Genomic DNA, 24,588 nt, shown 5'->3' with positions numbered 1-24,588 from the left:
CGATGCGGTCATTTCCTCTGCGCAAAAGCAGGACCGGTACCCGCGGTGAATTTTCATGTCGGGAAATAATTTCTTTGATTTTTTTATTAATCGTATGACAAATATTGTTTGTTACCTCAAGGTTCTGGGTATATAAAGAAACGGCAGTTAAGAGCATACGAAAATAATAACGTATTAAAAATGATACCTTAAAAAAATAACGAATTCTCGGGGTTAATTTTGATACGTTAAAAGTCACTGCAATAAATCAGGTTATGTGATCGCGGTTAGTGAATTAGCATAGTTGCATTTCATAAAATAGCCAAATAAACACCACGTTTTTATTACCTGAATCAGCGTCAAATAAACCTGACGCTACTTTATATTACTGAGGCCATATTATGGAAACCGTTCAAAATACCCTCGTCGCTCGCGAGAGCAGCGGCTGGAGAAAGAGTGATACCGTCTGGATGCTGGGTCTGTACGGTACTGCGATTGGCGCAGGGGTGCTTTTTTTGCCAATTAACGCCGGGGTCGGCGGTTTAATTCCGTTAATCATCATGGCTATTCTTGCATTTCCGATGACGTTTTTTGCCCACCGTGGTTTAACTCGTTTTGTTCTGTCGGGCAAAAACCCGGGAGAAGATATTACCGAAGTTGTGGAAGAGCATTTCGGTACGGGCGCCGGTAAGCTCATCACGCTGCTGTACTTCTTCGCTATTTATCCGATTCTGCTGGTCTACAGCGTGGCTATTACTAACACGGTCGATAGCTTTATTACTCACCAGCTTGGTCTGGTGTCTCCGCCGCGCGCCATTTTGTCGCTGATTCTCATTGTCGGCATGATGGGAATCGTCCGCTTTGGCGAAAAAATGATTGTTAAAGCCATGAGCGTGCTGGTGTTTCCATTCGTCTTTGCGCTGATGGTGCTGGCGCTGTATTTGATACCGCAATGGAACGGCGCGGTACTGGATACGCTGTCGCTGAGCAGCGCCTCCGCAACGGGGAACGGTCTGTGGATGACCCTGTGGCTGGCAATCCCGGTCATGGTGTTCTCCTTTAACCATTCGCCAATTATCTCCTCCTTTGCGGTGGCAAAGCGGGAAGAATATGGTCAGGACGCTGAGCGCAAGTGCTCGCGTATCCTGGGCTTCGCCCACATCATGATGGTGCTGACCGTGATGTTCTTCGTGTTCAGCTGCGTACTAAGCCTCTCACCGGAAAACCTGGCGGAAGCGAAGGCTCAGAATATCTCCATTCTTTCCTACCTGGCGAACCACTTCAACGCGCCGGTGATTGCCTGGATGGCGCCGATTATCGCCATGATCGCGATTACCAAATCCTTCCTTGGCCACTACCTCGGGGCGCGTGAAGGTTTCAACGGCATGGTGATTAAATCTCTGCGCGGAAAAGGTAAATCCATCGAAATCAACAAGCTGAACAAGATTACCGCGCTGTTTATGCTGGTGACGACCTGGCTTGTCGCTACCCTGAACCCAAGCATCCTGGGCATGATTGAGACCCTGGGCGGTCCGGTTATCGCGATGATTTTGTTCCTGATGCCAATGTATGCCATTAACAAAGTCCCGGCCATGCGCAAGTACAGCGGTCATATCAGCAATGCGTTTGTGGTTGTCATGGGGTTAATTGCCATCTCCGCCATTTTCTTCTCTCTGTTTAGCTAAGTATTCAGCGCCGCCTGCCACAGGCGGCGCATCCGTTTTGCTATGTAACCGCATGGGTGCCACATGATTAGCGTTTTCGATATTTTCAAAATCAGCATCGGGCCGTCCAGCTCACATACCGTCGGGCCGATGAAAGCGGGAAAACATTTTGTTGATACCCTGCAGGAAAAGGGCCTGCTGCAAAAAGTGAATCGTCTGGTAGTGGATGTGTATGGTTCACTTTCATTAACGGGTAAAGGTCACCACACCGATATCGCCATCATTCTCGGACTATCGGGATATTTACCGGATACCGTGGATATCGACGCCATCCCCGGTATTATTCGTGATGTGAACACCATGCATCGTCTGTTTATAGAAGAAGGCCAGCGAGAAATTCAGTTCCCGGTGGCGGAATGCATGCGTTTTCATAATGAATTTCTGCCGCTGCATGAAAACGGCATGAGCATTACGGCGTTTTGCGACGGCAAAATTGCCCATTTCCAGACCTATTATTCCATCGGCGGCGGTTTTATCGTGACGGAGGAAAACTTTGGTAAGAATCAGGATGCCGAAGTCGATATTCCGTTCCCGTTCTATTCCGCACGTAATCTGCTGGCGCACTGTCATGACAACTGCCTGTCGATTTCTGCCGTGATGATGAAAAATGAGATCGCTCGCCACGGCAGAGAGAGCGTGGAGCAAAATATGGCGAAAATCTGGGAGACCATGAGAAACGCCATTAACCGGGGTATGAATACGGAAGGCATCTTGCCGGGGCCGCTGAAAGTACCGCGCCGTGCTTCTGCGCTGCACCGCGTGCTGGCGCCCCAGAGCCAGTCGATTACGCCACTGAGCGCCATGGATTGGGTCAATATGTTCGCGATGGCGGTGGGAGAGGAGAACGCGGCGGGCGGGCGAGTGGTTACCGCGCCGACTAACGGCGCCTGCGGCATTGTTCCGGCGGTACTGGCCTATTACGATCGTTTTATCAAAGAGGTGACGCCGGAAATCTATATGCGCTATTACCTGACGGCGGGCGCCATTGGCATTCTGTACAAGATGAATGCCTCGATTTCCGGAGCAGAAGTTGGTTGCCAGGGAGAAGTGGGCGTGGCCTGCTCAATGGCCTCTGCCGGTCTGGCCGAACTGCTGGGCGGCAGCCCGGAGAAGGTGTGCATTGCCGCGGAGATCGGCATGGAGCATAACCTCGGCCTGACCTGCGATCCGGTGGCCGGGCAGGTCCAGGTCCCCTGTATCGAGCGTAACGCGATTGCGGCAGTGAAGGCGATTAACTCGGCCAGCATGGCGATGTACCGGACCAGCGATCCAAAAGTCTCACTGGATAAAGTCATCGAAACGATGTTTGAGACAGGCAAAGACATGAATGCCAAATACCGTGAAACCGCCCGGGGCGGTCTGGCAATAAAAGTCGCGGTATGTGAATCCTGATTTTGTATAAAACCGCCTGTGCGCGCTGCAGGCGGTTTACTCTTTCTCTGGCCGCGAAACTTGCCGGCCGTCTTCTGAAGTCCCTTAGCTTTTTTTCTCCGCGTCCGGCGGTGTGAAAGACCATACCACGCTGTTCGAAGCCGATGAGGTGTACCACTCGTTAATGGTGGCATTAGCCTCGCCAGGCGGCGTAGCAGTGGGCAATTTCTCTTTTGCCTGAGGCGTTTTTTTACGGATACGGATACGGGAAGGGGTCTCGGCATTGAGCTGCGCCTTAAAGGTGCGCATGTGCGAATCGAATAAAATCGACTCCAGCTGATGCAGACGATCCAGACCGCGCAAAATGCCAATAAGCGTACTGAGGGTCACCGACTCACCCAATTCAACGCGCTTAATGGTTGCCGCACCTACCTGGGCGCGTTCGGCCAGCTCAATCTGTGACAATCCCAGCTGTATACGCGTTTCTTTAATTCTTCGGCACAGTTCAGAAATAATTTCACTGTCGGGCATGGTACTGAAACGCATCTTAATTCCTCTACTGCGTATTAATTCTTAACTGATTATTTAACATGTTACTTTGTAAATAAAGTGGATAATGTCTCTTTTGCGAGAGTGGCGACATTGTTTTTCTCGTATGTCATCAGGTCGTTAGCAGTTATGAGGTTTTCAGTTACTTAAGAAGTGCCGTGGCTATCTTTTTTCATTATCCGAATAGAAATGGGAGCAGAGATCGCCGGAGGTGATATGATTTACACCGACTTTATGAACACGAAGAACGTGGAGCAGGGAAGTGCCGCGACTCCTTCAGGGCATTCTGGCGCTGATTATTATCAAAAATGTCATTTTTTTTGCTTTGTTAGATTCAAATGTTCTTGTCGATTGTATCGAATTCCTTATTTTGTGTCGGCATTGCAATTTGGCTTTATCTATTAGTGAAAAGAATGGCCGTAATAGATCTCACCTGGCTCGAGTACCCGGGAAAACATTCCCTGGCTATTTATGTGATTTCAGTCATCGCTTTTGATGTTCTGCTTTACTGTCATATCTGGCATTCTTTATTTGTTGCAGTCTACACCTGGCTAATTCCGCGCAGTATTCCTCTCCAGGGAGCAACGTTGTTTTTTTCTGTGCTGTTTTCATCTGTTATATGCTTTACACCGTATCTGATACAAAAAACGATGTTTTTCGTTAAAAGAGCGATCTAAGCCGACTGACAACCCGGCCACACAACCTGATGTCTGCCTCTGTAATGGCGGAAACCCGGGAGCAGGGTGGTTACCCGATAAACTGATGAAAATGGGATTTACCGTAGCTGATAGAAAAATAAGCAAACAGCCTGTGCGAGGAGAAACAGGCTGTTAAATATAACAGATGCTATATTAAGCTCTGATGAAATTTATCAGGATCGTTATTTATAAACTTCAGCAGTTGCTTCAAAGTTTGGACCATGCTCACGAGCCGCGGTAATCACATAGAACTTGCCACCTTTTTCATCAGCTAATTTTGAAAGCTGATCGTGCAAGTCAGAGGGAGAAGAGAATTGACCGCCGGAAGGTCCTACAGAGATACTGCCTACATGGGTCAGTTTAAAATGGTCAACTTCTTGTTTCGTAATCAACTGAGAGGCTGAGGCGCCAAATGCAAACACGGATAACGCTAATGCAGCTAATACCTTTTTCATTATCTAATCTCCTTTAAATAAAGCTCATCGAAAGCTTTTTCATTTTAAGTATAGTAGCCATTTTCAGTATCGCCAAAAAATGACGGTGAACACCGTGGCAATCCCAGGATTAATCCAGCGTTATCCTGATGGCAGGAATCAAGATAGCAAGACTTGCGGTGAAGCCAGGTGACCATGTCTAAGAAATTCAACAAAGGATGTTGGCATGAGAGCACGGCAATATGCAGACGATACGTTTTCGTCTTTGTTGTCAGACGTTGGCTGAGAATATCCTGAGTGGTTCTGGTTCTTGAGCCGGTAAAAGAACAACACCGCTGCATATACCATCCGGGAGGCAGTTAGCGATAACATGTCGCAAGATCCCGGCAGCGGGAATGGAAACGCCGGGAGCATTAGCAGAATCCCTGGCGGGTTAACCTGAGTTCTGGTCACAACCGCATAATCTGGCTGACACCATATTTGTCAAAGCTAAGTTCAGAAGTCCGGGGCCGCGGTCGATGACATCATGAAGGATTTTTAGGCGGTTGATTTCTTTCACTGTGAACATCCCGGCGTCATGTATAGCCACAGAAAACTCCTCATCAGGAAAAGTGAAGTGAGATGTTGACCAGCCATACAGGTCTGAGAACCTATATATGGCCTGGACATTCCTGATGGATGATGGACCACAAATAGGCATTAGCATTGAGCCGTTACATCATTAGTGCGCATAATGTATATTATGTTAAATGGACTTTTCGAAGCTTAACGCCTGCACACCTGGTTCTTAATTCGCCGTCTTGCTCGCCTGCTCTTCTTCCTGAACTTCTTTCACTGGCGTCCCCTGGTGAAATCTGAGCTGCCAGCATTCCTGATGATTTGCACAAATATGGCTCCTCTGCCAGATTGACGAACGAAGCGTTTTTTTAGCAGTGCGTCCGTCTGAATCGATAACCTCGCTGCGGTACGTAAGCAACGCGCAATCTTTGGTTAGTAAAGCCAACTGAAAGCTGTAAGCGTTGATGGCCTCCACGTCCTCGTTAATTAATGCTGCTACGGTCTGCGTTTTATCGTAACGTTCTCCGCTACGGCCTATCTCCAGAAATTCGTCATGCAACAACTGCTGCAAAAGCTGCGCGCTGCGGCGTGTTGATGCCTGATGCAGGCTAACTTCCAGGTGGAAAATTAACTCAAACAATTGCAGGTTTACGGGATCGAACATTATTACCTCTTTTTCAACATGACAAAAACCCGGCCATCTGCGCCGGGTTGTCTTGTAGGCTAAGGCCTTCTGAATAGCGCAATACTGCGCCCGGCCAGAACAAAATCAATCGTCTCGGTAATAATCGTGCCGTCTGTTTTTTCCTCTGCGGTCGACAATTCGAGAACCCAGCCGCCTTCGCCAAACTGCGGGATCTGGAACGGAACATCGCCTTCAAAGGGATTGAACAGCATCAGCACGTCATGCCAGATGCCCTCCTCCTTCTCAAGATCGGGTCGACTGATGGCAAGGCCTAAGGTCGAACCCTCATCCCATTGCTCTGATTGCTGCAAACCGCCGCCGGCGTTAAACCAGCGTATATCCAGCCCGTCGCGCCAGCTTTCACGACGTGAAAGCGGTTGCTCCGCGCGCAGTGCAATCAGATGCTGGGTGAAGTCTCGTAATGCACGATCCCGCTCAGACTGCGCTTCCCAGTTGAACCATGAAATCTCGCTGTCCTGGCAGTAGCCGTTATTATTGCCCTGCTGCGAACGACCAAACTCATCGCCGGCCAGCAGCATCGGCGTACCGTGGGAGAAAAATAACGTTGCCAGAAAATTACGCTTCTGGCGTTCACGGACGGCAATAATATCCTGATTTTCCGTTGGGCCTTCTTCGCCATAGTTGCAGGAACGATTATCGTTGTGCCCGTCGTTATTGTCCTCACCGTTGGCTTCATTATGCTTCTCGTTATATGAAACCAGATCGTTCAACGTAAAGCCGTCATGGGCGGTAATAAAATTGACGCTGGACCACGGACGACGACCGCGTAAATCGTACAGATCGCCCGAGCCCAGTAAGCGGGCGGCAAAGTCGTTGGAGACGTTATCTCCCTTCCAGTATTCCCGCACCGTATCACGATATTTGTCGTTCCACTCGCCCCAGCCAGGCGGGAAACCGCCGACCTGATAGCCGCCGGGGCCAATATCCCACGGCTCACCAATCAGTTTAAGCTTCGATAAAACCGGATCCTGGGTTACCGCATCGAAAAAACCGCCTCGCGGATCGAAGCCTTCTGGCTCGCGTCCAAGAATAGTCCCGAGGTCGAAACGAAAGCCGTCAACGTGCATCGATTGCGCCCAGTACCGTAGCGAATCCATAACCATCTGCAGCACCCGGGGATGCGATGTATTCACCGTATTTCCGGTCCCGGTATCATTAATGTAATAACGATGCTGATCCGGCATCGTCCGGTAATAAGAGAAGTTATCGATACCTTTAAATGAGAGCGTCGGGCCCAGCTCATTGCCTTCCGCGGTGTGGTTATACACCACGTCAAGGATCACTTCGATACCGGCATCATGAAAAGCGCGCACCATGTTGCGAAAGCCCGCTATACCTTCAGGGCCATAATAGCGGGAAGCGGGAGCAAAGAAGCCTAGCGTATTGTAACCCCAGAAGTTTTTCAGTCCCCGTTCGAGCAGATGCTGGTCATCGGGAAACCAGTGTACGGGGAGCAGTTCGACGGAAGTAATGCCCAGACTTTTAATATAATCGACGGAAGCCTGATGCCCAAGCCCCTCAAATGTGCCGCGCAGCTCCTGAGGAAGCGCCGGATTAAGCCGGGTAAAACCTTTGACATGGGTTTCGTAGATAACCGTCTTCGGCCAGGGTACATTGGGACGGTTTTCCCCCTGCCAGTCGAAGGCATCCGGGTCGATAACCTTACATTTTGGCGTATAGGGCGCGCTATCGCGACTATCAAAGCTCAGGTCGCTCTCCTCATGGCCCAACTCGTAGCCGAAATGCGCATCGTTCCACTCAACATCGCCTTCCAGCTCCCGCGCGTAGGGATCGATAAGCAATTTATTGGGATTAAAGCGATGACCGTTTTCCGGATCGTAAGGTCCGTAAACCCGATAACCGTACAATGCGCCGGGCTGCAGATCGGGTACATAGCCGTGCCAGATCTCATCTGTATATTCAGGCAGTTCAAGCCGGGCTATTTCGGTTTTACCGGAAGGATCGAATAAGCACAGCTCAACGCGTTCAGCATGCGCTGAAAACAGTGCGAAGTTCACCCCCTTCCCGTCGAAATTAGCCCCCAACTGCTGGCCGTGGCCTGGCCGTATGATAAAAGCATTTTCCTTTGACATTGTTATTCCCCACGTTCCTTTTCACTAATAAGTGTCAATAACCACCCGGTTGCTGACGCCAGATCGAGCGTCTCTTCTACCAGACGGCTTTCACCGGTTAATGCATCGCAATAACGCCTTCCGGCCAGATCTTCCGGGAGCGATACTGCCGTCTCGCCCCACAGTTGCGCCGATGACTCGACCAACCCGTGCGCCGCCACGTCAAACACCAGCCGAGGAACCACCACGATGAGGGCTTCCTCGTCTTTGATACGCGCGTAGGCGATAAAATTATCTGCTCTTTCACCCGCGACTTTTAATGGTACCCAGTCACCATAATGAAAGAGCGCGGAATGCTGCTGCCTTAATCTGAGAAACGAAGCGGTGACGTATTGCTTCAACCGTCCGTCTCGCCATGCGCTTTCATGATGAAACAGTTCCGCGCTTCCGCTATCAAGATGTTGTGCCAGGGCGGCGAAGTCAGGTTCACGGCGGTTATCCGGATCGACGAGGCTAAAGTTCAGCGCCTCGCTCCCCTGATAAATATCCGGTACCCCGGGCGCAGTCAGTTTGATGACCGTCTGGCTAAGGCTGTTCACCAGACCGGCACGGACAAAAGGCTGCAGGGAGGTGTGAAAATCATTGAGAAACAGCGCGTTATCAGCAGAAAACAGCTGTTGAACGTAGTTCAGTACGACGCTTTCATAGCTTTCATTGCTGTCGATCCAGTCGGTTCTTTGCTTAGCCTCGCGCAGCGCTTTTTCCATAAAAGCGAGAAAACGTTCTTCGAGGGCTTTCAGCCCTGCGCTATCGTCAGGCAGCAACGTTGCAGGCCACACGCCGGCGAGCGCCTGATAGATCATCCACGTATCTGCCGCGTTCGGCGCCGTACCGTCGTTCAAAAAACGCACCAGGGTTTGATTCATCTGACGCCAGCGCGCAAGATTGGTCGCCCACAGCTGCGGAGCTTCCGTTAAGGTATACAGACGGGCGCGCGCATCCTCCCCGCGTTTAGTGTCGTGCGTCGACGTTCCCAGCAGCGCGTCGGGCTGGCGAGCAAGGCGAATACGCATCTCCTGATGGAAACGAGAAAGCGAGAAAGCGCGCGGCGTGGGATCCGCGCCGACTTCATTCAGCGCCAGATCGAGGTTATGGCGGAAGAACAGCGTATCCTCGACCGATTTAGCCATTAACGGCCCAGTCAGCTGTTGAAAACGGGTCCTGAAAAGCGAGGCGGCATCGAGGCTACTTGTTTGTAAATTGCCGGTCAGGATAGCGATAATGACCTCAAGGGCCCTGGGTTCGGGGCGGTTTTCCCGAGCGTTAACCCGATCGACGACCCGGTTTAATAGCGTAATATCCTCGGCGCTCATTCCCTCAGCGGTACCGTAGGTGCGATATACCGGAAAGGCCAGCAACAGTTCACGTAATGCGTGGCGCAGCGCTTCGCTTTCAACCTCCATGCTATTACGCTGCGCCAGTTCGATGGCCAGCCTCAACAAAGTGGTAAATTCGCCCTCAAAGTTGCGATCCGCCATCAGCCCTTTCGCCTCACGCAGCGCCTGGTGACGATCTACCGCGCCGCCGAGCGCTTCGTCATGCACCTGCTGCAGCTGGTCGAGATTATTGTCATCCACCAGCACTTCAGCCAGCGAAGCGATAAACTCATATCCGGTGGTGCCGGAGACGGGCCAATCAGCGGGAAGCTGCTCGCCTTTCGCAAGAATTTTTTCCACCGTAATGTAGCATTCTGGCCCGGCGGCCTGGCGCAGACGCTGCAAATACCCTAATGGGTCGGCAAGCCCATCGATATGATCGATGCGCAGACCATCGACGATACCGGCATGTACCAGTTCAAGAATAAGACGGTGGGTATCGTCGAATACCGCCTGTTCTTCGACCCTGACGCCAATCAGGCCCGTAATTTCGAAAAAGCGCCGCCAGGAGAGCTGTCTGGGCGCTTCCCGCCACGACATCAGCCGCCAGCTTTGCGCCTCGTGCAGCGCCACAATCGCGTCGCGATCCGGCGAAGTTAGTAGTTGCTCACATGTTGCCAGACTTTCAGGATTCAGCGGCCAGGCCTGGTCGTAATAGACGAACGCCGGTTTCCCCGTTTCAGGATCGCGCTTAAGCTCAAGCGCCCCGCTCTCCAGCTCTGCCTCAAAGGTATCCCCCAGAAACGGCAGCGTAACGGGACGCGTCCAGTCAATATCGAAATAATTGGCCCAGGCGCTGTGCTTACCCTGTTCAATGACGTCCCGCCACCAGCGATTCTCCAGAGAGGTCGCCATATGGTTGGGGACAATATCCAGAATCAGGCCAATTTGTGCGCTCCGCAGCGCCTTTACCAGCCGGTCAAACCCTTCGCGCCCGCCAATAGCCGGGTCGATTTCGTTTGGATCGGTAATATCATAGCCATGGGTGGAGCCGGTGGTCGCCGTAAATATCGGCGACGCGTAAAGATGGCTAATACCCAGCGCTTTCAGATACGGGGCCAGCGCCGCCGCGCGATCGAAGGTCATACCATTACGGAATTGAATACGGTAGGTTGCGGAAGGGATCATGATGAAGCTTCTCCATGTGCAAAACGGACAACAATGCTGTTTGGCGTTAACGCTTCCTGCCGCTCCGGCCAGCTAAAAATGACCTCTCCCGGTATCTCCGGCATCGTCACGGGGTCCGCGCCGATATTCAGCGCCACGGAGAGCGTCCCGTCGGGGAAGCGCCAGCTCACCGCCAGCGCATGCGCCGCCGCGTGCAGGATCCTGCCTTCCACGGTGCCCCCTGCCGCGAGCAGCGGGACGATATAGCGATGGCGCAGTAAGATAAGGTTGCGGGTAAAGCGCAGCCAGGATTTCCCCTCCTCGCTTGCCGCCTTCTGCCAGTCGAGCTTAGAGCGGATAAAGGTTTGAGCATCGTTCGGATCCGGAACGGAGGCATCATGCCCTGCGTGTCCGGCAAACTCTTTTGCCCGCCCTTCTCTTACCGCTTTGGCGAGAGCACCCTGAAAATCGGTAAAAAATAGAAAAGGATGGGTTTCACCATACTCTTCGCCCATAAACAGTAAGGGAATGTGGGGAGAGAGAAGCAATGCGGCAAGCAGCACGCGCGTTTTCTCAGCGCCGGCCAGGGAAATAAGCCTTTCGCCATGGGCTCGGTTCCCGGTCTGATCGTGATTCTGAATAAAGTCGACAAAGAACTGCGGTGGCTGAACGGCGCAGGAGACGCCGCGAGGTTGCCCGGTTTGTGGAGAGACCTCCCCCTGATAGACAAATCCTTCCGCCAGCGCCCGAGCGACATTCTTTGCCGGCTGATGCGCAAAATCCTGATAATACGCATGGGTTTCACCGGTCGCGAAAACGTGCGCGGCATTATGGAAGTCATCATTCCATTCAGCGGTAAACAGCGGTGTGTGCCCGTTTTCATCGCGCGGGTGAAGGAAAATCACGTTACGGCTATCTTCCGTCGTCAGGTGAATATGGCGGTCGGGTATAGCCGCGCGGATATTCTCGGCTATTTCTATCAGCACGTGCCGGGCGGAGCGATCTTCAATCTGGTCAATAGCATCAAAGCGCAGCCCATCAAGTTGATACTCGGTAAGCCAGAACAGCGGCGCATCGGTAATATACTGACGCACGGCCTCGTTTTCATAGGCAATGGCATTACCCCAGGGGGTCATTCGGTCCTGATGAAAAAAGCCCGGCGACAGCAAAGAGAGATAGTTGCCTTCCGGACCAAAATGGTTCAGCACGATATCGAGAACCACCGAAAGCCCTAACCCGTGAGCGGCATCGATGAAGGCGTGAAAATCCGCCGGGGTACCATAAGCTGAGTGCGGGGCATAAAGTAGTACCCCGTCGTAGCCCCAGCCGCGCGAACCACCAAACTGAGACACCGGCATAACCTCTATCTGGGTGATCCCCAACTCTGCCAGCCAGGGAAGCTTTTCGATAGCGGCGACAAAGGTGCCTTCTGGCGTAAAGGTGCCCGGATGAAGTTCATATATCACGGTTTCTTCCCAGGGACGCCCTTTCCAGTCACGGTTAACCGGTTGATAGCGTCGGGGATCGATCACTACTGAGGGGCCATTGACATCATCGCGCTGCGCGCGGGTGGCCGGGTCGGGAATGAGGCGGCCGTCGGCTAAACGAAGCTGATATTCATCCCCGTGCTTAACGCCAGGGACATCGATCTGGAACCAGCCATTTCCCACGGCTTCCATCGCAATATCCCGGTCTTTCAGGCTAAGCGTCATCGACTTTTGACCTTCGGCCCAGACGCGAAAGCGGACAATATCCGCGGAAATGAATTCCGCCCCCCAATGCTTTTTAAACGATATGGATTCCATTCAATGTCCTCAAACGACCTGCAGGAAATGCAGCATGAAATATAAGATTAGCCCAGGTTTGGACGAATGCGCTGTTGATGACCTGACTGTTATTTTTAACGACGTTGTCTATCATTAATAAATCGCTAAAAAATAAGGAATGCTATGCAGATTCGTAAAGGATTAAATTCTGACCTTGCTCGCCTTGAATATTGTGATTTTTCCTTCACGGTCAGCCAGGTTGCCAGAGGCCCTTTCATCAATAATGATCTGAAAATTGAGACACTTCCCTGCGCTTATAATAAAACCTATGAGCTGGATATCCAGACGCTGGAAAACCACTGTATTAATCCGGATGCAATATTCCTGATTGCCGAAACCGAAGCGGGACAGGTGGCCGGTTTTATCACCGCATCCCTGAGCTGGAACAGGTTTATTTCCGTCGATTATATTGCCATTGAAAGCTCACATCGCAGAGCCGGCGCGGCCAACAAGCTCATGGCCGCCGCCCATATCTGGGCGCGCAGTATGAACGCTGCTGGATTAAATCTTGAGACGCAGAACGTTAACGTGCCCGCCTGCCTCTTCTATCGAAATTATGGTTTTACTCTTGGAGGATACGATCGATATCTCTACAACGCTTTAGCGGAAAAAGATGAAATTGCGCTGTTCTGGTATTACATGTTGAACTAATTGTCAGGTAAATAATTCCTGGTTTTACAAAGTTAATTATTCCTGGTTTACGCTTTTTGCTCGCTCAATCACAACGATTGGCTAATCTTAAATTTCATTTATCAGGAGGCCGGTATGACAACAGGAAATAATTCATCGCTACATTATCCTCTTCCGCCGTTTGTTGAGCAGCCGCAGCAGGCTCCGGGGCTGGCATCTGAAATGAAGCCCCTTCCCGACCACGGTGAGACCAGCTATATCGGCTCCGGGAAGCTCGCGGGAAAAAAAGCGCTTATTACCGGCGGTGATTCAGGTATTGGCCGCGCTGTCGCTATCGCCTATGCGCGTGAAGGCGCGGATGTCGCCATCGGCTACCTGCCGGAAGAAGAGTCGGACGCGGCTGCCGTTATCGCGCTGATTCAGGCCGAGGGACGAAAAGCCGTCGCCATTCCCGGCGATATTCGGGTTGAATCTTTTTGCGACACCCTGGTTGAAAAAGCGGTAGCCGAGCTGGGCGGGCTGGATATTCTGGTGAACAATGCCGGCAGACAGCAGTATTGCGAATCCATTGAACAGCTGAGCACCGCTGCGTTTGATGCCACCTTTAAAACCAACGTCTATGCGCCGTTCTGGATAACCAAAGCCGCCCTCCGTCACCTGTCTGCGGGGGCGGTTATCATCAATACCTCTTCCGTCCAGGCATTTAAACCCAGCGAGATTCTGCTGGATTACGCCCAGACCAAAGCCTGCAACGTGGCGTTTACTAAATCCCTGGCGCAGCAGCTTGGCCCGCGCGGTATTCGCGTTAACGCCGTTGCCCCTGGCCCTTACTGGACACCGTTGCAGTCGAGCGGCGGCCAGCCGCAGGAGAAGGTGCAAAAATTTGGTGAGGATACGCCGCTTGGCCGACCGGGACAGCCGGTTGAGATTGCGCCGCTTTACGTCCTTCTGGCTTCCGACGCCTGCTCCTACGCTTCGGGTCAGGTCTGGTGCTCAGATGGCGGTACCGGCGTAGCCTAAAAGAGCTGGCGCGCAACTCCTCCGGATACGTGCCTGGTCAGCAAAAGAGCCGCGGTAGCGGCTCTCTTTTCACCTGCCAGCGCTAGCCTAAAAGAAAGGTGACCATCATTATCAGCAAATACCCGCCACAGGCGAATTGCAAGAGTCGCCATCCCCAACGCAAGTAGCGCCATTGATAGCGCTCCGCAGCGTTTGCCTGCGCAATAAGGGGATCGGGGTTCTGCTTTTTCTTTTTTCTTTTCAGAATATCCCAACCCCACCAAACCATCAGAAAGATGGCGATGACCTTTTGAAGAACGATGTTGTCCATGTAACCCCGCCGTCAATATCTTATCCCCTGGACGGGCAGTCTAGCGCAATTTACCCCACCCGGCAGGCTATCATTGCGCGTAATTCCCCCTCTTCCGTACAAATTTTCCACTGAGCTTTGAAGAACATAATTTAAGCAATAACCTGGAATAATCCCATATAGATATCTGGCATAAATTAGCGCTTTGAAATTTATTAAATATGTAGTATTTGAAACTCAGAAAAGTTAGCAGGCTTATGATTTAAAAAGCTAAAATTTGCAAAAATACCGTCAGCCACTAAAATAGTATTAAGTTAGCTAACAACACAGGGAGATATTATGGGTTTCTGGCGAATTGTCTTAACGATTATTCTACCCCCGCTGGGAGTATTGCTGGGAAAAGGGTTTGGCTGGGCGTTTATTCTCAATATTATTTTGACGATCCTCGGCTACATTCCAGGGCTCATTCACGCTTTTTGGGTACAGACCAAAAACAGCTAAGCATCTGAAAGCGCCTTTTGAGATTTTTCTCATCACTCAGTAATATGTCGGGAGCCCACGCTCCCGACCGTCATATCAGAAAGTCACGCCAGCGCCTAAGTAAGCGCCATCAATGATGGTATGTCCCGGGCGGCCATCTTTTCCATCAACGCTCGCGTGACGATAGCCAGCCTTGATAGTCAGCGGCGTCAGCGGCGTCCAGCTAATTCCGCCATTCGCTTCGACGTAATTTTTAACGCTGTTAGTTAACCCTTCCGGCGCGGAATATCCTTCGCCGTACAGATGGATACTGTCAGTCAGCGCCAGATCGATGCCGCCGCCAATCGGGAAGGCGACGCCGTTGTCCCCTTTCTTCGGCCCGAGATATACGGCTTTTGTGCCAATATTCGCCGTGAGCGGACCCAGCGCAAGATTGTAGCCAACGCCGACGCCGCCAAGCTGACTTCCGTCCTGAGTATTTTTAATCCAGTTACTTTCCGCATACAGGCCGGAAGAACTCTTACCGATTTCCATATTAAGATTGGTAAAGTTTTTCCCCTGCTCAGCGGTAAAACCCATTGCCAGGGCAGAGCCTGAAGCCATAATTAAAGAACACGCGATAATGAATTGAGTCTTTTTCATCATACCCTCCTGAAAAGTGGCGCGAACTTTAACAAGCGCGATGCCGGCGATCAAATTTTCTTTTGTGAAATGACACCGTCAATAATTTACCGAAAAATAACAGCAGAATAGTCTGGATTCTATTATACGTTAGCGGTCAAGCGAATAAGCACAGTGATTGAGCCATTATTGACGCGTTATCTTAATGGTGATTCAACCAACGGCACGAAAATGTTGAATAAAAGCTCGCGATAGTAATAATCACTGCCGGTTTTATATGCTTTATAAGTAATTCGCATTCTATAGTGACATTCTTTTTTACAAAACCATAAGAAATGAAATCACCACTTTCCGACCATTTGCGGAATATAGAGAAGCCAGCTGAGCAAATTTGCATTCACCGCCAACCAGAGCCATGATTAACAGGCGTTAAACGGAATCGGAAAGATCACAGGAGTATTATTATGCTTAAAATGTTAACCGCGCTGGCTATTCTGGCGACGTCAGCAAACGCTATGGCACAGGACGATATTACGCTGAACAGCCTCGCCAAAAAGGAGCCCGCCGCGTTTAATCAGATGCTCAAAGGACATCACCTGCCCGGTTGGGTCAGTTCAGGCGGCACGACCACGCCCGCGCGTACGGTAAAGCTTGGCGAGGATGTTTATCAGGTGCTCAGCGTCTGCAAACCTCACGATTGCGCTGCGGAGCGTCTCGCGGTGCTGTGGTCGGAAAAATCCAGACAGATGTCCGGAGTTTTTTCCACCGTTGACGACAAGACATCCCAGGAAAAGCTGACCTGGCTTAACGTTAGCGATCCATTATCCATCGATGGGAAAACGGTACTCTTTGCAGCCCTGAGCGGCAGCCTGGAAAACCATCCAGAGGCTTTCAACTACCCCTGAAATCCGCCAGCAAGCCCGGTGCGATGAACCCGCGACGCGCGTTCATCGCCCGCCAGCGCCCTCTTCTGCCGTGCGCGCCCAAAGGTGTACGGCAGAATTTCGGTAAAACGTCGTCAGGCCAGACGCACTCTCTCATGGTTCCCGACTTCTGTTTACAGGGAAATACCGGCGAACGACATAAAGCCCAGCGACATGAGTCCGGCGGTAATGAACACGCTGCCTAATCCGCGTAACCCTTTCGGCATATTGGCATATTTCAGCTTTTCGCGAATGCCAGCCAGCGCCACAATCGCCAGCGTCCAGCCAATACCGCATCCGGTGCCATAAGTCAGCGACTCAAGGAAGCTGTATTCACGCTGCACCATAAATATGGTCGCGCCAAAAATGGCGCAGTGGATGGTCAACAGCGGCAGAAACGGCCCTAAAGCATGGTTTAACGCATGGAAATATTTGTCGATCACCATCTCCAGGATCTGCACCAGCGCCGCAAGGACGCCGATAAACGTGATGAAATCGAGAAAACTGAGATCCACGCCTTCAATCAGAGCATTTTCTTTCAGTAGGTGATGATAAATCAGGTTGTTAATCGGCGTCGCAATGGCTAGCAGCGCCGTCACGGTGATCCCGAGCCGAAATGCGACATCGATCTTTTTGGAAATAGCGAGAAAAGTACACATGCCAAGGAAAAAATTGAGCGCCATATTTTCAACGAAAACCGCGCGGATAAAAATATTCAGGTGAGATTCGAACAAGACAACCTCCGTGTTGTTGAGTTGTTCCTCAATGATGACAAATTTTCAGGTGAAACAGGAAATTACGATTCGGTTTTGCCGAGTCGATCACCTTTTAATTTCCTGTTTGTGATCGAACAAACCAGCCCTTTCATGACTAGCGAAATGAACGTGGCAGCATTTTGATAAACTCGCCAACCGGCACCGGTTGTGAGAAGTAGTAGCCCTGGTAAATAGCGATGCCCATATTCCTGAGCATTGTAAGCTGCTCCTTATCCTCCACGCCTTCGGCGATAATCTGACAGTTAAACTTCTTCGCCAGATTCACCATATTCTTGACCACCAGCGCGGAAGCATTATTGGTGACGATATTGAAGGTAAACACCTTATCGATTTTTATAATCTCAGGATTAAATTGCTGGATGTAGCTGTAGTTTGCGTAACCGGTACCGAAATCATCCAGCGAAAACTGAATCCCGATGCGCCGCAGCTTATCCGTCACCTCCGAGGTTTGCAGCGTATTTTCAATCGACTCCCGCTCGGTTATCTCAAGGACGAGCCGAACTTCCGCCTCTTTCAGCTCCTGGATAAACGTCTGGCAGAGTTGGACTATCTCGTCATCCTGAAAGTTAACCGAGCTGGTGTTAAAGCAAATAAAGAGTCCTTTAGGGAGCAGGGACTGCTGGCGACGGAGCTGTCGGCTTACTTCCGCAAAGCAAATCGCCGTCACGTCTTTAATCAAACCGGTCTGTTCCGCAACGGAGATAAATTTATCCGGCGCAATAAATCCCTGTTTGGGATGTTCCCAGCGTACCAGCACCTCGCCGCCGATAATGGCGCCGTCCTCATCGTTAATTATCGGCTGAATATACGGTTTGAGCTGCTTCAGCTCGATCGCCTTCCTCAGCTGGTACTCAATCGTCTGCCGATAGCGGAGATAGTTTCTGAACAAAAAGGCGAGCAGCAAGGAGGCGAGAAGAATGGCGATGAGGGTATGCTGTTCATAGCGGATAAATGCGACTGCGCCGGAGGCAAAGCCGCGATCGGCAATGACCGAATAATTAAATTGCTCAGAGGTCAGACGCACGGGAATTTTGATCTTCGGCGTCGTGGTGACTTCCCCTTTGCGGTTCATTACCCGATTACCAACCTGAAGATACAGATGAGCATCGCCATCCAGAACGGATAAAATATTGTATAAATAATAGCCATCAATACCTATCAGCGTGGTATTCCCCCGGTCGTCCTGTTCGCTATACACCATTAACGGATGAGACGGCGTAATATCGTTCCCCTGGAATAACTGCAACGACCCTTGGGTATATTGAGTCCTATCAAACTGAAATTTGCGTCCGCCAAAAACCGAAGTGCAGTAGATCTCGTTATCCCGCCCTAAATTTACCGAGCGCACGTCGGGAATGGTCGCCACCAGCGTGCGCAGCTCCGTCAGGACGTTCTCATTGCAATTTTTTCCCATAAATGGTTCCGCCAGGTCGGCGGCCTGTTCGGCGTGGGAAACGGTCACATCAAGGCTGGCTATCGCCTGCTGCAGCCGCGACTGGATATCCTTATCCACCTTTTTTTGCATCTGCCAGTAGCAAAGACCGGTGCCAAGGCTGATTAATGCCATGAGAAATAGGATTATCCACAGACGATGGCGTGACGATGAGTAGTTCATTATGCTAATCCAGTTAGACTCGCCATCGGGGGCTGGCGGTCAATTGTTTGGCCAGATTTTAACAAATCCTTTTTAAACTCGCCCTGAACCGATCAAGTTTTAATGCATATCAATGATATATCATGGCCAGCCGTTGCGTGGTGGCGCAGACGACTGGCCGCGAAATTTGCTGAGGCAAAAGCGGCGCTGTCTATGGCTAAATTATTGACTTAAAGTAGAATAATACGAAAATGACTTCTTTGTGCGCTGACCAGAAATGCTGGCAAATATGACGATTCACTCCCGTAATAGCATCCTGAAAAAAGTAAAAGCATCCGCCGTAGCTATCGCTGCAGCGCTGCTGCTGTCGCACTGCGGCAGTAAACCGCCCGTTTCTCTTGTCACGCCGCTGCCGCCCGCGACAAAGCAGCCGACGTTACCCAAAAGCCACGAGCCGGTGCGCGGCGTCTGGCTGACTACCGTCTCGCGCCTCGACTGGCCGCCGCTGGAATCCGTGAACGGCGGCATTACCGCCGATCGCCGCATCGCCCTGCAGCAGCAGGCGCTGATTGCCAAGCTGGATAATTTAAAAAGCCTCGGTATCAATACCGTTTTTTTCCAGGTGAAACCTGATGGCACCGCGCTCTGGCCGTCGAAGATCCTGCCGTGGTCCGATATGCTGACCGGTAAAATCGGCGAGGACCCGGGCTACGATCCGTTAAAGTTTATGCTGGATGAAGCCCATAAGCGCGGCATGCGCGTTCATGCATGGTTCAACCCCTATCGCGTCTCGGTCAATACTCGCCCCAAAACCGTCACCGAGCTTAACGGTACCCTTTCGCAGTTTCCCGCCAGCGTCTATGTCCTGCATCCGGAGTGGATCCGTACCTCCGGAGACCGTTTCGTTCTCGACCCGGGGATCCCGGAAGTGCGCGACTGGATCACCAGCATCGTAGCAGAGGTCGTAGAGCGCTATCCGGTAGACGGCGTCCAGTTCGATGATTACTTCTATACCGAAACGCCGGGGTCGAAGCTGAACGACAATCGGACGTTCCAGCAGTATGGCCAGGGCTTTGCTGCCAAAGCGGACTGGCGGCGGCACAATACCCAGCTGCTGATTGAGCAGGTTTCCCGCACTATCAAGCAGCTGAACCCCGCCGTAGAATTCGGCGTCAGCCCGGCGGGCGTCTGGCGCAATCGCTCTCACGATCCGTCCGGGTCCGATACCCGCGGCGCGGCGGCCTACGATGAGTCTTACGCGGATACCCGCCTGTGGGTTCAGCAGGGATGGCTGGACTATATCGCGCCGCAAATTTACTGGCCCTTCGCCCGCGACGCCGCGCGCTACGATGTGCTGGCAAAGTGGTGGGCTGAGGTGGTGAAGCCTACCCACACCCGGCTTTATATCGGCGTGGCGCTGTACAAAGTTGGCGAACCGTCAAAGAGCGAGCCTGACTGGATGATTAGCGGCGGCGTGCCGGAGCTGAAAAAGCAGCTTGATCTGAATGAATCCATGCCGCAAATTCAGGGCACTATTCTGTTCAGAGAGAATTACCTTAATCAGCCGCAGACCCAGCAGGCCGTTAACTACCTCAAAGGCCGCTGGGGAGGTTGATTCCCCCTGACAGGCCAGATGCCCGTTACTACAATCACCGCCGGAGGATGTATGTTGAAAAAATCGCTCATCGCCTTTTCCCTGTTTTGCGCCCTGTCGCCCGCTGTTTTTGCGGGCAACAGTGAAAGCGAACAGCTGAATAAGAAGAACGTCATTGATTTTTATAACAAAGCGTTAAATGACAAGGACTTTGCCGCCGCCAGGCCCTATCTCGGAGACCGCTACATACAGCATAACCCGATGGCGAAAGACGGCGTTGAAGGCTTTCAGCAGTTTATCGCCTTCCTGAAGAGTCAATATCCCGACTCGCGCAGCGTTATCAAGCAGGCCTTTGTCGACGGCGATCATGTGATCCTCCATGTGGAGGTAACCGGTCGCGAGCCGGGAGTGACGCGGGCGATTATCGATATCTTCCGCGTTGATGAACAGCATAAAATCGTTGAGCACTGGGACGTGACCCAGAACGTTCCGCAGAAAACCGCCAGCGGCAACGGCATGTTCTGAGCCTGAGCAGAGCTCCTCTGCTCATCATTCCCTCCGCTTTACCCATTTTCGCTTCGTACAGATGGGCACTTGTTTAAACAGTTTATTTACTTTACTGTAAAGTAAACAAACTGACGGGGTAAGGCGGATGTTCAACGAAGGAAAATGGGCAAAGCTGTTTTGTTTCATTGGATTATCATTTCTTCCCTGCGTAGCGAAGGCCTCACTGCTGAGTCTGGCTACGCAGGATCAGCAGATTCAGGCGGCATGTTCACGTGTAGATGAACCGGCTCAGGCCAGGCTATGTCACGCCCTGCTCGTTAGCCAGCAGGCGGAGCAGCGCCAACGCTATCTGCATTTTTTACTGCAGCAGAATATTTTCAGCATTCAGACCTATGACTTTCTATGGGGTGAATACCAGCGTACGACTGCATGTTCTGAAATCAGCCGCTTTTTTCTGTCGAGGGCGCTGGATGCGGCGCTACCGGCTCCACCCACGCCGGTATTTCCCCCATCTTCCGGGCTAAGCGAACCGCCGGCCGTGTTTGCGCTACAAGAATCCCTCAACTGACCGTAGGTGCATAACGATGCTGGCTCGCTTTTTTGTGTTTCGCCCGGTTTTTGCCGCCGTCATCGCCATCTGTATTATGGCGACCGGCGCTTTCGCCCTGCTGACCCTGCCCGTTGAACAATATCCGGATATTGCTCCTCCCGGCGTCAACGTCACCGCCAACTACCCCGGCGCCTCGGCTGAAACCGTTGAAGACAGCGTGACCCAGGTGCTGGAGCAGCAGATTAAAGGCATCGACGGCCTGCTCTATTTTTCCTCCAGCAGCAGTTCAGCAGGCCAGGCGCGTATTAGTCTCAGTTTCGATCAACGCATTGATCCTGATATGGCGCAGGTGCAGGTACAAAATGCCGTTAATCAGGCCATTACGCGTTTGCCTCAAGAGGTGCAGCAGCAAGGCCTTACGGTAACCAAGTCACAGGGTGACAGCCTGATGGTGGTGGCCCTGTACGATCAAACTCGAACGCTAACCAGCCTTGATATCAGCGACTTTCTCGTTAGCTCCCTGCAGGAGCCGCTGAGCCGGGTGGAAGGCGTGGGGGAAACGACCGTTTTCGGCGCCCAGTACGCGATGCGCATCTGGCTCAATCCGCTGCAGCTGAACGGCTACGGTTTGATGCCCTCCGACGTGCAGGCCGCCGTCGAGGCGCAAAATTCTCAGGTCACCAGCGGCGAAATTGGTTCACTGCCTACGCTGGAGGGGCAGTATCTGAACGCGACGGTCACCGCGCAGTCCCGCCTTGAGCATCCCGAACAGTTTGAAAACATTATTCTGCGCACCAACAGCGACGGCTCGGTGGTCTATCTGCGCGATGTCGCCCGGGTGGAGATCGGCGCGGAAAACTATCAAAACCAAACCACGCTCAACGGTTTCCCCTCAGCCGGAATCTCAATTCAGCTGGCCTCCGGGGCCAACGCGCTGGAGACGGCGGAGAAGATCCGGACAGAAGTCGAACGCCTGACGCCCCGCTTTCCGCAGGGCGTTGTCGCCGCTTATCCGCGCGACAGCACGCCGTTCGTGACGGTCTCTATCGAAAGCGTAGTGCGCACGCTGATTGAGGCGATTCTTTTTGTGGTGGCGGTCATGTATCTCTTTCTCCAGAGCTGGCGGGCAACGCTGATCCCGACCCTCACGGTGCCGGTCGTCCTGCTCGGTACCTTCGGCATCCTTAGCCTGCTGGGCTACAGCATCAATACGCTCACCCTCTTCGCGATGGTTCTGGCAATCGGTCTGCTGGTTGATGACGCTATCGTGGTGGTGGAGAACGTTGAACGCCTGATGGTGGAAGAGGATCTTACCCCGCTTGAAGCCACGCTGCGCTCAATGAATGAGATAACCGGCGCGCTGATTGGCATCGCGCTGGTACTCTCGGCGGTTTTTATCCCGATGGCGTTTTTCGGCGGCTCGGTGGGGATTATCTACCGGCAGTTCAGCGTGACCATCGTTTCGGCGATGGTGCTTTCCGCGCTGGTCGCACTGACCCTGACGCCGACGCTGTGCGCCCATCTGCTCAAACCCGGCCATCTTAAAAAAGGGCCGTTCTTCTCCGGTTTCAACCGCGGCGTCGCCGCCACTCAGAATCGTTACCTGGCGATTCTCCGGCGGATAGCGGTCCGCCCCTTCCGCTTTGTATTGCTGGCTCTGGCGCTGACGTTTTTGATGCTCTGGCAGTATCAGAAACTGGCTGGCGGCTTTCTGCCGGAAGAGGATCAGGGCGCGGTGATGGTTCAGTTTACGCTTCCCTCCGGCTCGCCGATGTCGATGACCGAAGAGGTCGGCGCGGAAATTAGCCGCTATTTCATGAGCGAGGAAGAGAATAACCTCAACGTCATCTTTATGGTTACCGGCAGAAATAACGCCGGCAGCGGGCAGAACGTCGGCATGGCCTTCGCCGAACTCAAGCACTGGGATGCGCGTCCCGGAGAACAGAACAGCGCTCAGGCGATCATTGCCCGGGCGAACCAGTACTTTGTTAAAACCTCCCGGCTGGCCAGCATCAGCGTGATGTCGCCACCCACCGTGCGCGGGCTCGGGCAGTCGAGCGGCTTTGAACTCTGGCTACAGGATAGCGCGCAAAACGGCAGCCCGTCGCTCATCGAGGCGCAAAACACCCTGCTCGCTGCCGCCAGACAACAGCCAGAACTGGATGCGGTGCGCATTAACAGCCTGGAGGAGAAGGCGCAGCTGCAGGTCGATGTTGACAGACAGAAAGCGCAGGCCCAGGGGTTGGATCAGGCCGCGATAAACAGCACTCTCTCTGCGGCCTGGGGCGGCGTGTACATTAACGACTTTATCGATCGCGGGCGCGTCAAGCGCGTGTACATGCAGGGAGACGCAGCCTGGCGTTCGACGCCGGAAAACTTATCCGCCTGGTTTGTCCGCGGCGACAGCAACAACATGGCCTCCTTCGACAGCTTCTCATCCTGGCGCTGGACCACCGGGCCGCAGATGCTTCAGCGTTTTAACGGACTGTCAGCCGTGCAGTTCCAGGGCAATGCGGCATCGGGCGTCAGCTCCGGTTCGGCGATGGCGGAAATGGCCGAACTGGTGGGCACGCTGAGCGGGTTTGATCTGCAATGGAGCGGTTTGTCCTGGCAGGAGCAGGCCTCTTCAGTGCAAACGCTATGGGTATATCTGGCGTCGCTGGCCTTTATGTTTTTGTGTCTGGCCGCCTTGTATGAAAGCTGGTCGATTCCGGTCGCCGTACTGCTGATCGTGCCGTTGGGGATTCTGGGGGCCGTGAGCGCGTCGCTGCTCGCCGGATATGAAAACGATATCTACTTCCAGGTCGGTATGCTGACGACCATGGGGCTTTCCGCCAAAAATGCGATTCTGATCGTTGAATTCGCGCTGGCGCAGTTTCAGCAAGGAAAAACCTTATCCGACGCGGCGCTGGAGGGCGCTCGTCTGCGCTTACGCCCCATCATTATGACCTCACTTGCATTTGTTGTCGGCGTTATCCCTCTGGTACTCTCTACCGGTGCCGGCGCTTCCAGCCAACGGGAGATTGGCACCGCGGTGATCGGCGGTATGCTCACCGGGACGCTGCTGACCTTGCTCTTCGTTCCACTCTTTTTCCTGCTGGTACAGCAAGGAATGATGCGCCTTAAAGGGCGCAAACGGTAAGG

20 protein-coding genes are annotated in these 24,588 nt (G+C 52.5%); 10 read left to right on the top strand and 10 right to left on the bottom strand.

Translation table 11 applies throughout. The features are described from left to right. Positions 1-380: 380 nt before the first annotated feature. The gene (locus ABLV12_RS25130; RefSeq protein WP_004102080.1) at positions 381-1,664 is read left to right on the top strand and encodes an HAAAP family serine/threonine permease; all 1,284 of its coding nucleotides are present in this window, start codon (positions 381-383) and stop codon (positions 1,662-1,664) included. A 63-nt stretch (positions 1,665-1,727) separates the two neighbouring features. Continuing rightward, complete coding sequence (locus tag ABLV12_RS25125; RefSeq protein WP_004102078.1) at positions 1,728-3,095, top strand: L-serine ammonia-lyase; 1,368 nt, start codon at positions 1,728-1,730, stop codon at positions 3,093-3,095. An 84-nt stretch (positions 3,096-3,179) separates the two neighbouring features. Here the strand turns inward: ABLV12_RS25125 and ABLV12_RS25120 are convergent, their stop codons facing one another. The 6 genes from ABLV12_RS25120 to treZ all read right to left on the bottom strand — a co-directional run bounded on the left by ABLV12_RS25120 (position 3,180) and on the right by treZ (position 12,439). After that, positions 3,180-3,620, bottom strand: coding sequence for a helix-turn-helix transcriptional regulator (locus ABLV12_RS25120; protein WP_004102076.1), 441 nt, complete (start codon positions 3,618-3,620; stop codon positions 3,180-3,182). Positions 3,621-4,503: 883 nt separating this feature from the next. Further along, complete coding sequence (locus tag ABLV12_RS25115) at positions 4,504-4,776, bottom strand: DUF1471 domain-containing protein (RefSeq protein ID WP_004102072.1); 273 nt, start codon at positions 4,774-4,776, stop codon at positions 4,504-4,506. Positions 4,777-5,542: 766 nt separating this feature from the next. Then, complete coding sequence (locus tag ABLV12_RS25110) at positions 5,543-5,977, bottom strand: DUF4440 domain-containing protein (protein ID WP_004102070.1); 435 nt, start codon at positions 5,975-5,977, stop codon at positions 5,543-5,545. Between the two features lie 59 nt (positions 5,978-6,036). Next, complete coding sequence (gene glgX, locus ABLV12_RS25105) at positions 6,037-8,112, bottom strand: glycogen debranching protein GlgX (RefSeq protein WP_348867440.1); 2,076 nt, start codon at positions 8,110-8,112, stop codon at positions 6,037-6,039. A 2-nt stretch (positions 8,113-8,114) separates the two neighbouring features. Then, positions 8,115-10,655, bottom strand: coding sequence for a malto-oligosyltrehalose synthase (treY, locus tag ABLV12_RS25100; RefSeq protein WP_348867439.1), 2,541 nt, complete (start codon positions 10,653-10,655; stop codon positions 8,115-8,117). Continuing rightward, positions 10,652-12,439, bottom strand: a complete 1,788-nt coding sequence (gene treZ / locus ABLV12_RS25095) for a malto-oligosyltrehalose trehalohydrolase (protein WP_160886473.1) — start codon at positions 12,437-12,439, stop codon at positions 10,652-10,654. The genes treY and treZ overlap by 4 nt, the downstream gene beginning before the upstream one ends. 144 nt (positions 12,440-12,583) lie before the next feature. Between treZ and ABLV12_RS25090 the strand changes: the two genes are divergently transcribed. Beyond that, on the top strand, positions 12,584-13,111 hold the full coding sequence (locus ABLV12_RS25090; RefSeq protein WP_348867438.1) for a GNAT family N-acetyltransferase: 528 nt from the start codon (positions 12,584-12,586) through the stop codon (positions 13,109-13,111). A gap of 114 nt (positions 13,112-13,225) precedes the next feature. After that, positions 13,226-14,110, top strand: a complete 885-nt coding sequence (locus ABLV12_RS25085; RefSeq protein ID WP_004102064.1) for an SDR family oxidoreductase — start codon at positions 13,226-13,228, stop codon at positions 14,108-14,110. Positions 14,111-14,192: 82 nt separating this feature from the next. On the opposite strand, the gene ABLV12_RS25080 is transcribed toward ABLV12_RS25085, so the two are convergent. After that, positions 14,193-14,420, bottom strand: coding sequence for a hypothetical protein (locus ABLV12_RS25080; protein WP_064395991.1), 228 nt, complete (start codon positions 14,418-14,420; stop codon positions 14,193-14,195). Positions 14,421-14,738: 318 nt separating this feature from the next. On the opposite strand from ABLV12_RS25080, the gene ABLV12_RS25075 reads away from it, so the two are divergent. Continuing rightward, entirely contained in the window at positions 14,739-14,900 is a 162-nt protein-coding gene (locus ABLV12_RS25075) for a YqaE/Pmp3 family membrane protein (protein WP_004102047.1), read from the top strand. Positions 14,901-14,975: 75 nt separating this feature from the next. Here the strand turns inward: ABLV12_RS25075 and ABLV12_RS25070 are convergent, their stop codons facing one another. After that, on the bottom strand, positions 14,976-15,521 hold the full coding sequence (locus ABLV12_RS25070) for a YfaZ family outer membrane protein (protein ID WP_348867463.1): 546 nt from the start codon (positions 15,519-15,521) through the stop codon (positions 14,976-14,978). Between the two features lie 443 nt (positions 15,522-15,964). Here ABLV12_RS25070 and ivy point away from each other — a divergent pair, with 443 nt between their 5' ends. After that, the gene (ivy, locus tag ABLV12_RS25065; RefSeq protein ID WP_064395993.1) at positions 15,965-16,405 is read left to right on the top strand and encodes an Ivy family C-type lysozyme inhibitor; all 441 of its coding nucleotides are present in this window, start codon (positions 15,965-15,967) and stop codon (positions 16,403-16,405) included. A 152-nt stretch (positions 16,406-16,557) separates the two neighbouring features. On the opposite strand, the gene nqrE is transcribed toward ivy, so the two are convergent. Together nqrE and ABLV12_RS25055 are read right to left on the bottom strand one after the other, a co-directional pair. After that, positions 16,558-17,157 (bottom strand): NADH:ubiquinone reductase (Na(+)-transporting) subunit E, encoded by a 600-nt coding sequence (nqrE, locus tag ABLV12_RS25060; RefSeq protein WP_004102040.1) that lies wholly within the window; start codon positions 17,155-17,157, stop codon positions 16,558-16,560. 136 nt (positions 17,158-17,293) lie between these two features. Further along, positions 17,294-18,814: a cyclic diguanylate phosphodiesterase gene (locus tag ABLV12_RS25055; protein WP_047719838.1), complete on the bottom strand. Its 1,521-nt coding sequence runs from the start codon at positions 18,812-18,814 to the stop codon at positions 17,294-17,296. Positions 18,815-19,082: 268 nt separating this feature from the next. Here ABLV12_RS25055 and ABLV12_RS25050 point away from each other — a divergent pair, with 268 nt between their 5' ends. The 4 genes from ABLV12_RS25050 (at position 19,083) to ABLV12_RS25035 (ending at position 24,586) form a co-directional block, all read left to right on the top strand. Further along, positions 19,083-20,408 (top strand): glycoside hydrolase family 10 protein, encoded by a 1,326-nt coding sequence (locus ABLV12_RS25050; protein WP_049129498.1) that lies wholly within the window; start codon positions 19,083-19,085, stop codon positions 20,406-20,408. Positions 20,409-20,459: 51 nt separating this feature from the next. Further along, positions 20,460-20,912, top strand: a complete 453-nt coding sequence (locus tag ABLV12_RS25045; RefSeq protein WP_032728256.1) for a nuclear transport factor 2 family protein — start codon at positions 20,460-20,462, stop codon at positions 20,910-20,912. A 127-nt stretch (positions 20,913-21,039) separates the two neighbouring features. After that, on the top strand, positions 21,040-21,462 hold the full coding sequence (locus ABLV12_RS25040; protein ID WP_142478502.1) for a hypothetical protein: 423 nt from the start codon (positions 21,040-21,042) through the stop codon (positions 21,460-21,462). A 16-nt stretch (positions 21,463-21,478) separates the two neighbouring features. Then, the gene (locus ABLV12_RS25035) at positions 21,479-24,586 is read left to right on the top strand and encodes a multidrug efflux RND transporter permease subunit (protein WP_016809024.1); all 3,108 of its coding nucleotides are present in this window, start codon (positions 21,479-21,481) and stop codon (positions 24,584-24,586) included. Positions 24,587-24,588 lie beyond the last annotated feature (2 nt).

It is taken from the genome of Klebsiella sp. CN_Kp100 (assembly GCF_040065315.1).
In the GTDB taxonomy this organism is placed as follows: domain Bacteria; phylum Pseudomonadota; class Gammaproteobacteria; order Enterobacterales; family Enterobacteriaceae; genus Klebsiella; species Klebsiella oxytoca.
Note: the sequence above shows the minus strand (reverse complement) of the source record. Positions and strands in the feature narration are given on the sequence as shown.